This window comes from Psychrobacter phenylpyruvicus DSM 7000 = NBRC 102152 (assembly GCF_000685805.1).
GTDB lineage: Bacteria > Pseudomonadota > Gammaproteobacteria > Pseudomonadales > Moraxellaceae > Psychrobacter > Psychrobacter phenylpyruvicus.
In genome coordinates this window covers 1-7,668 of the sequence record NZ_JMKP01000057.1, presented here as the reverse complement: position 1 = coordinate 7,668, position 7,668 = coordinate 1, and the positions used below count along the sequence as shown (strand labels likewise).

At 40.5% G+C, this 7,668-nt stretch carries 8 protein-coding genes and 1 rRNA gene; 6 read left to right on the top strand and 3 right to left on the bottom strand.

Translation table 11 applies throughout. The annotated features are described in order from the left end of the window. Window positions 1–291, bottom strand: a 291-nt coding sequence (locus G561_RS0112895; RefSeq protein WP_028859908.1) for a transposase, incomplete at its 3' end; no start/stop codon positions are given. Between the two features lie 2 nt (window positions 292–293). On the opposite strand from G561_RS0112895, the gene G561_RS14695 reads away from it, so the two are divergent. Further along, window positions 294–692, top strand: coding sequence for a GyrI-like domain-containing protein (locus G561_RS14695; protein WP_051584563.1), 399 nt, complete (start codon window positions 294–296; stop codon window positions 690–692). 79 nt (window positions 693–771) lie between these two features. Further along, window positions 772–1,149 (top strand): hypothetical protein, encoded by a 378-nt coding sequence (locus G561_RS0112885; RefSeq protein ID WP_028859919.1) that lies wholly within the window; start codon window positions 772–774, stop codon window positions 1,147–1,149. 611 nt (window positions 1,150–1,760) lie between these two features. Here G561_RS0112885 and dapE read toward each other — a convergent pair. Beyond that, the gene (gene dapE / locus G561_RS0112880) at window positions 1,761–2,966 is read right to left on the bottom strand and encodes a succinyl-diaminopimelate desuccinylase (RefSeq protein WP_028859918.1); all 1,206 of its coding nucleotides are present in this window, start codon (window positions 2,964–2,966) and stop codon (window positions 1,761–1,763) included. Window positions 2,967–3,065: 99 nt separating this feature from the next. After that, entirely contained in the window at window positions 3,066–3,932 is an 867-nt protein-coding gene (locus tag G561_RS0112875) for a 2OG-Fe(II) oxygenase (RefSeq protein WP_028859917.1), read from the bottom strand. A 223-nt stretch (window positions 3,933–4,155) separates the two neighbouring features. On the opposite strand from G561_RS0112875, the gene G561_RS0112870 reads away from it, so the two are divergent. The 4 genes from G561_RS0112870 to G561_RS14690 form a co-directional block, all read left to right on the top strand. Next, window positions 4,156–5,031 (top strand): 23S rRNA (adenine(2030)-N(6))-methyltransferase RlmJ, encoded by an 876-nt coding sequence (locus G561_RS0112870; protein ID WP_028859916.1) that lies wholly within the window; start codon window positions 4,156–4,158, stop codon window positions 5,029–5,031. A 102-nt stretch (window positions 5,032–5,133) separates the two neighbouring features. Beyond that, window positions 5,134–6,000, top strand: coding sequence for a CDP-diacylglycerol--serine O-phosphatidyltransferase (gene pssA, locus G561_RS0112865; protein WP_051584562.1), 867 nt, complete (start codon window positions 5,134–5,136; stop codon window positions 5,998–6,000). Window positions 6,001–6,028: 28 nt separating this feature from the next. Further along, complete coding sequence (gene menA, locus G561_RS0112860) at window positions 6,029–7,018, top strand: 1,4-dihydroxy-2-naphthoate octaprenyltransferase (protein WP_028859914.1); 990 nt, start codon at window positions 6,029–6,031, stop codon at window positions 7,016–7,018. Between the two features lie 508 nt (window positions 7,019–7,526). Further along, a 16S ribosomal RNA gene (locus G561_RS14690) occupies window positions 7,527–7,668 on the top strand; the annotation flags it as partial.

Genomic DNA, 7,668 nt, shown 5'->3' with positions numbered 1-7,668 from the left:
TTTGATTTGTTCGACATATAGGCCTTTACTACGGCAGTATTCGCTAAGCTCGGTCTCTGATAAGCCGCTGGCCTCTATGATGGTGGCAAGTTTTGCTTCATTTGACCAGTTATCGGGAGTGTTTTTATTGCCGGGCATGGGCTGTCCTTGTTCTCTAGCTTGATTACGCCAATTATATAGGGTTTGTACACCTATGCCTTCACTTCTTGCAACTTCTGATACACTTAAGTTATGTGGCGGCGATAGCTTGCTTAATATAGCTTGTTTTCTCTCTTCACTGTATCTGGACATCTTTGTTCCTTGTTACCCCCTTTTACTTGATTGTTAGGGGTGACAACTATCCTGACACAGGGGGTTATTTTGCCAAACTACCTAAAGATAGCGGTATTTATGGGATTTATCATAATTACCAAAGTGATGCTAATGGAGAATTTGAGGTTACCGCCAGTTGGAAGCACGATGGTAATAACGAAGAGCTTGAAGGTGGCACTGTTGAGTCTGTTACTATTCCAGCAGGGAAGTATTTAGTATTCAGCGAGCAGGGTGCATTGCCTGAGGTAGTTGTCACAGCTTGGCAAGATATTTGGGCTTATTTTAACGATGAAAATTGTGCCCATACCCGTCTATACAATGTTGATTTTGAACATTATGTCAATGAGTCACAGGTTGATGTCTATATTGGAATAGAGTAAGCGTGTCTAACAGTCATTATGATTTACTCAAGTCTATTGATATAGACACCACATTTTCATTAATTGGCATTAGTATATTATGGACTTTATACACTCAACATTTTTAGGGTTAGAAAACAGATACCACATTCGCAACCTAATCATAGGTGCTTTATTCGTTATACTTTCTTGGGGAGTATTGGACTACTCATTAGCTGCGGCTTCGGTCTCTATAGAAGATAGTTATATCTATATCGTAAAAGCCTATTTTGTTGTATGTGCGTTATTGTATCCTTATTCAAAATTTGCTTATGATTGGGTTTGGGACTTTTTATTCGGTGAAAGTGAATGGTTTGTAGGAGGTTTGCTGTTATTGATTGTTTGGTATTTTAAGCTAATAATTCGGCTCATGCTTTATACCTTATCAATCTTCATTGCACCTATTGGCTTAATAATTCTTTATTTTGAAAACCGATAGCTTCAAATATAGAGTGTCTTTAGCTATCTGATTTATATTACCCATCTAAGCTTAACCACTTACGCGCCAGTTTACGTAGGCTGTGGCTTTAGCCCAGCTTTTTATTAACTGGATTTGAATAGCTAGGCTAAATAAAGCCACTATCTTTATACTTATACGTCAACAATTAAAACGTAACCCACCGACTTTATAATTTAAAACAACAGCCATTTGATGTTGGTAGCTTACGCTTCACTAACCGATTTTTATGCCTGCCGATATCAATTTAGTAAGTGAAATGAGAGTGATGATTGAGTTAACGACGGCTTAAAAGTTTAAGTTTATTATTATTGATTTCAAAATTGTGCTGGGCTAAAGCCACAGCCTACCAAGCCTACACAGCCTCATACTCTCAATGCTCTTAAATATTCTGTTTGGTTTATCAATTTTAGCTGATAGCTTTAAAGGAAATTCAAGATACAAGGGTGGCGTTAGTTTTATCAAGCCTCGAAAAGGTGCAGATTAAGCGTAACCCACCTATTTATGATTAAAAACAATATCCGTCCTATAATGAATGGTGGGTTACGCTTCGCTAACCCACCCTACAATTACTTACCATTTAAGCTATTAGATTAATCCAACAGTAATTCCTCTAACATCCGCTCATAAATCTGGGCCAATTTACCGATATCATCAATTTCAACACGCTCATCAACTTGGTGGATGGTGGCATTACGTACACCAAGCTCGACTACTTGTGCACCGGTAGGGGCGATGAAACGGCCGTCAGAAGTGCCGCCTGAGGTGGATAGGGTAGTGTCAATACCAGTCACTTCTTTAACCGCTACTTTACAGGCATCAACCAGCTTACCCTCTGCCGTTAAGAATGGATTACCTGATAACTTCCAGTCAATCTCATAGCTAGCGTCAGAACCATCAAAGTGCTTATTTAAAATCTCATGGGTTTTGGCACGTAACTCTTCTTCGGTGGTTTCTGTTGAGAATCTAAAGTTAAACACCACTTCTACCGTTTCAGGAATGACATTATTGGCACCAGTACCGCCATTGATGTTAGAGATTTGCATAGAAGTAGCTGGGAAAAATTCATTGCCTTTGTCCCACTGAGTATGGGTAAATTCAGCTAAGGCTGGCAAGAGAGCATGAATCGGGTTAACTGCCAAATGAGGGTAGGCCACATGACCTTGTTTACCAGTGACAGTAAGTATGCCACCTAGTGAGCCACGACGACCATTTTTGATAATATCGCCTAAAGTATCGGTGCTTGATGGTTCGCCAACCAAACAATAAGTGATTTTTTCATTACGAGCTTCTAAAGCTTCGACTACTTTTACCGTACCATTTATAGAAGGACCTTCTTCATCAGAGGTAATCAGCATGGCAATAGAACCGTTATGATTAGGGTGTTTTTTGACAAAGTTTTCTGCAGCGACGGTAAAGGCAGCTATCCCTGTTTTCATATCGGCAGCACCGCGTCCCCAAAGATAGCCATCTTTGACAGTCGGCTCAAACGGGGGAATTTTCCAATTATCGACATTACCAGTAGGCACTACATCGGTGTGACCAGCAAAGCACACCACAGGATCTTGGTTTCCACGTCTGGCCCAAAGGTTTTTTACCTGAGCATTTTGGCCGCTGGCTTGTTCGTCACCAAAATACATAAACTCATGCTCAAAACCAATCGGACTTAAACGCTGAACCAACACCTCCTGACAGCCTTTATCGTGAGGGGTAAAAGAATCTCGGCGCATTAGTTCAATACTAAGCTCTAAGGTTTGTTGTTGATGATTTGACTGCTCAGTAGTGCTGTTAGAACTCATAATTTCCCTTAAATATATGAAATAAAATATAAATACTGCTTGCGGCTGGCTTTCAGAGGATTGCCATATCCGTGGTCAGGTTAAGTAAAAGTAACAGCCTTATAAAGGCTCTGCAACTATCAAGGCCTCATCACTGCGTAGCCAAGTGGCAATAGAGTAGCGTTGACGATGTGCTATCTCCACTTGATGCTGTAAGTTACTGTCGAAAATAACTAAGCGATTGGCCTTAGGTAGCAATTGATGGCTTTGATTATGACTGTCTATAATAGAAAGCTGACCACCGTCTGCCTCATCCCATTCATCATTGAGATAAAAAACCGCAGAGATAACACGCTCATCACGTCCGACAGGATTGTCTGAATGCCATTTATAACCAAAACCAGGTGGATAACAGGCATAATGTGCTTCGCTATGGCGAATACCAGCGAATAAAGTACGGTTTAGTAAAAATGCCAATTCATTGATGCTTTGTAGATAATGGTAACCTGCATAAAAGTCTTTGGTGATCCAGCGAATGCGGTCTCCACGGATTTCGGTCTTACGCACGCCTTCAGCTAGCTTTGCATCCCGATAGTCAATAAAGCCGCTTTCGGCTTGTAAGGCCAGTAGCGCTGTTTGCGAATATACATCGTCTAGGACGATAAACCCATCATCAATGAGAAGATCTAAAGCTTTATCATCTATTCTTTGCTCCCAATTAGCATCAAAGTCAGATTGATCCAAAGCTCTTTGCGTCTCAGTTAAATCAAAGGCGATTAAGTGGCTGTGTTGCTGACTAAAAGTAGCATCAAGAGGCAGTTGTTGTAATGCTTGACGGGCTTGCTCTTTAGAAACCGCTAAATCTTCTGGGACTAGGGGAGGAGGAATAGCAACTGTGATTGGGTCTTGGAAGTTATAAGAGGTGGGGGTTAAGTTACTTTCAATGGTTGCGATGGTTGCGGTGGTCGTCTTAACGACTTTAGTCATTGGCGGAATCTCGGTGATTTGTTTTTATAAAGCTCAAAGAGGAGTTTATGTAAAACTGACCCGATTAAGTGTAGCAGTTGCAGGTCAGTTTAACAGTAATTTAATAGCGATGCTTGTGCCATAACGGGCTATTAACCATTAATATACTTATTTTAAACCAGCTTATGCTACCATAGAACTAATTTTTGAAAACAAACCTTTCTACACTAAAACAAGCTAACTTATGAATTACAAACACGCCTATCACGCCGGTAATTTCGCCGACGTTGCAAAACACATTTTACTGGTTCAACTGCTTAATCAAATGAGCACTAAGGGCAAGCCTTTTTACGCATTAGACGCTTATGGCGGACGCGGTCTTTACTCATTAAGCAGTGAAGAGGCTCGCAAAACAGGCGAAGCCAAAGCAGGTGTGCAAAAGATTTTAGACGCGGATATCTCTGAAGCTCCTGATGCAGTACGTCAGTATGTTGAGGATATTAAACAGGCGCGTCAAACTTATGACAGACATGTTTATCCTGGCTCTCCTTGGTGGATTGCCAATCATGTACAACAAAACCCTGATGTTGAAATAAGAGCCGAAGCATTCGAGTTTAAGAATACTGAATACGATGCGCTAAATTATCAGCTGTATCAACTGCCTATTGGTATTCATAACCGTGATGCTTTTGAAGGTATTCCTGCGGTCATCCCACCAGTAGAGCGTCGAGGTGTTATTTTAATTGATCCTCCTTACGAGCAGGAGCATAAAGACTTTACTGGTTTGGTTGAGTTATTGGTTGCGTCGATGACCAAATGGCCACAAGGGGTTTATGCTCTTTGGTTTCCTATTAAGAATATTGAAGCAGTTGAACTTTTTTATAAAAAAATGAAGCGTACAGGTATCCGTAAGCAGCTGTTATGTGAGCTGAATATCTACCCTAATGATGTTGCGGTAGGCCTTAACGGAACAGGTATGCTTATTATTAATCCACCTTGGAAGTTTGATCAGCATGCTCGTGAAATTCTAAATTTCATTCAGCCTTTACTGCGTCCAGAAGACGCTCCTGAATTACCACAAAGCCAGGCGGTAAGCGTGCGCTGGCTAGTAGGCGAGTAACGATTTGCTAGGCCATTTATTATTAAGCAACCGAGAATTGGGTTAACAGTTGAGTTGTTTATTAACTAAGTGGCTTGGCTTTTGATCAATAAAGGATTTAGTATGAAGCCCCCACATCAATCGAGTTCAGAAGCTGTTAAATCAGAGACAGCACAGCCTGATATATCTACTTCTATTCGCCCTAATGAGTCGGGCATAGAAGGTTTAGATACCTTGACCTTTGAAGTTGTCGAGCACGAAGTTGCTGATGGTAAGCCAGTGGTCAGTCGCGGAGTTTATTTGGCGCCTAACTTAATTACTACGCTTTCTTTGTTGTCTGGATTTTTCTCAATACTATCGAGTACTCAAGGCGAATTTTATAAAGCCTCATTGGCGATATTTTTATCGGCTATCTTGGATGGGGCCGATGGGCGTGTTGCTCGCATGCTAAATGCACAAAGTCCTTTTGGCGAGCAGTATGACTCTTTAGCAGATCTGTTGGCCTTTGGGGTAGCTCCTGCTATATTAATTTATAGTTTTGCGTTACAGCCTTTAGGTAGAGTAGGTATCGGTTGTGCCTTCATATTTACGGCCTGTGCGGCGTTCCGTTTGGCTCGATTTAATGTGCAGATTGGTGAGGTCGATAAAAAATACTTTGTGGGCTTAGCCAGTCCATTAGCGGCTATCTTAGTGACTAGCTCTGTTATGGTCGCTATTGATCATAATCAATGGATAGGCCAATATGCTGGTCAGGTTATGGTGATTGCTGCTATTTGGGTGGTTATCTGCGGCTTATTAATGGTCAGTAATATTAAATACTATAGCTTTAAAGAGTTTGATAAAAAGAAAGTACCTTTTGTAGCCCTTATTATTGGCGTGTTGGTCATGGCCATTGTACTTTACGATATTCCAGTGGGTATTTTGGCGATAGGGATTATTTATGCTTTGTCAGGTATATTTACGACTATCAAATCTAAAGTGAGTCATTAATAGTATCTATAACCTACTGCACTAACTTATGAATAAACCTCCCGCTTCCTCTGCAAAGGCTCTATTACAAGCTACTCGTCCTCGAACCTTTCCTTTAGCCATTGCCAGTATTATCTGCGGTAATGGCTTAGCTTTATCTCAACTTGCCTCATCCAGTTCAGTTAATGGGCATAACTTTGTGGTGTTTGCCCTTACCTTATGGGTAGCGTTAGCATTACAGATTTTGTCCAATCTAGCCAATGATTATGGAGATGGGATTAAGGGAACAGATAATTTTAGAGATGCTAATAGTCCTGAACGTATGACAGTCCAAGGATTATTGCAGCCCAGTCAGTTCAAGCGTCTAATATTTGGATGGGCACTAATTACCTTTATTTCAGGGGTTGTGTTAATAGCGATTGGCTTTGATAACCTACGCGACTTTCTGGTCTTTCTAAGTTTTGGGATTGTGGCCATTATTGCAGCTATGGCCTATACCATGGGCAAACGACCTTATGGCTATCGTGCTATGGGTGAGGTTGCAGTACTTATATTCTTCGGTTGGCTTGCTGTACTGGGTAGTGCCTACTTGCAAACAGGTCAATTTCAGTTAAGTCATCTGTTGCCAGCGACCGGATGTGGTGGATTGGCAGCCTGCGTCTTATTCGTCAATAATATGCGAGATATTTATAGTGATAAGCAAGCAGGAAAAATCACTCTTGCTGTGTTGTTAGGCAGTAAAATGATGAGGGTAGGCTATACGCTATTACTGGCATTATCTATCCTATGCTATTTGCTATACGGAGTTGTATATAATTCTTATAGCTTGCTATGGTTATTGGCCCTGCCTTTAATAGTCAAACACTTAGCAGTTATCTATTCTGCGAAGCCAGTAGAGGCCACTAATTTAAGTATGGTCAGTGATAGTAGTGTAGTGGATGCCGTTTTGATAGGCAGTCAATTAAAAGTAATCGTTAAGTTGACACTTATCATTAACCTGCTATTTGTGCTTGGTATTGGTCTCAGTCATCTGTTTTAAAATGAAGAGCTTAAAATAAATTCAAAAAAATAAAAAAGGCGGTTGACACAAAAAATAAAGGGTCTATAATACGCCCTCACTAAGACGGACATCAGGCAATAAATCTAGAGATTAAAGCCAGTTAGCTTAGAAAGATTTAAAATTAAGTGTTGACAACGATATTGAAATCTATATAATAGTCAGCCTGCTAAGCGATAACGTTGTTACTAATTAATGACAACTAATCGAAGCAAAAGTATAAACTTAGTCTTGGACGACAAGCTAAGTCAACTATTTAAAAGCTAAAATCAAAGAACAACTTGTGTGGATTTTTGCTGATTTAGGATGCTAAAAATTAAAGTTGGGACGTCATCTTTTCGGTGATGTGACTAACTATAAAAATTATCATTCTTTATTAGTAGAAAAACTCGAAGTTAATTCATTATATGAAACATACGGAAAAGCAAATTTGCTAGTAAAAGAATGAGCCAAGTTTAGAAGTCTCTTTAAAGGACTTCATAGCAAGATTAAACTGAAGAGTTTGATCATGGCTCAGATTGAACGCTGGCGGCAGGCTTAACACATGCAAGTCGAGCGGAAACGATGGGAGCTTGCTCCCAGGCGTCGAGCGGCGGACGGGTGAGTAATACTTAGGAATCTGCCCAGTAGTG

Coding starts and splice junctions, on each gene's coding strand:
- G561_RS0112885 (WP_028859919.1), top strand. CDS start 772: ATGGACTTTATACACTCAACATTTTTAGGGTTAGAAAACAGATACCAC.
- dapE (WP_028859918.1), bottom strand. CDS start 2,966: ATGAGTTCTAACAGCACTACTGAGCAGTCAAATCATCAACAACAAACC.
- G561_RS0112875 (WP_028859917.1), bottom strand. CDS start 3,932: ATGACTAAAGTCGTTAAGACGACCACCGCAACCATCGCAACCATTGAA.
- G561_RS0112870 (WP_028859916.1), top strand. CDS start 4,156: ATGAATTACAAACACGCCTATCACGCCGGTAATTTCGCCGACGTTGCA.
- pssA (WP_051584562.1), top strand. CDS start 5,134: ATGAAGCCCCCACATCAATCGAGTTCAGAAGCTGTTAAATCAGAGACA.
- menA (WP_028859914.1), top strand. CDS start 6,029: ATGAATAAACCTCCCGCTTCCTCTGCAAAGGCTCTATTACAAGCTACT.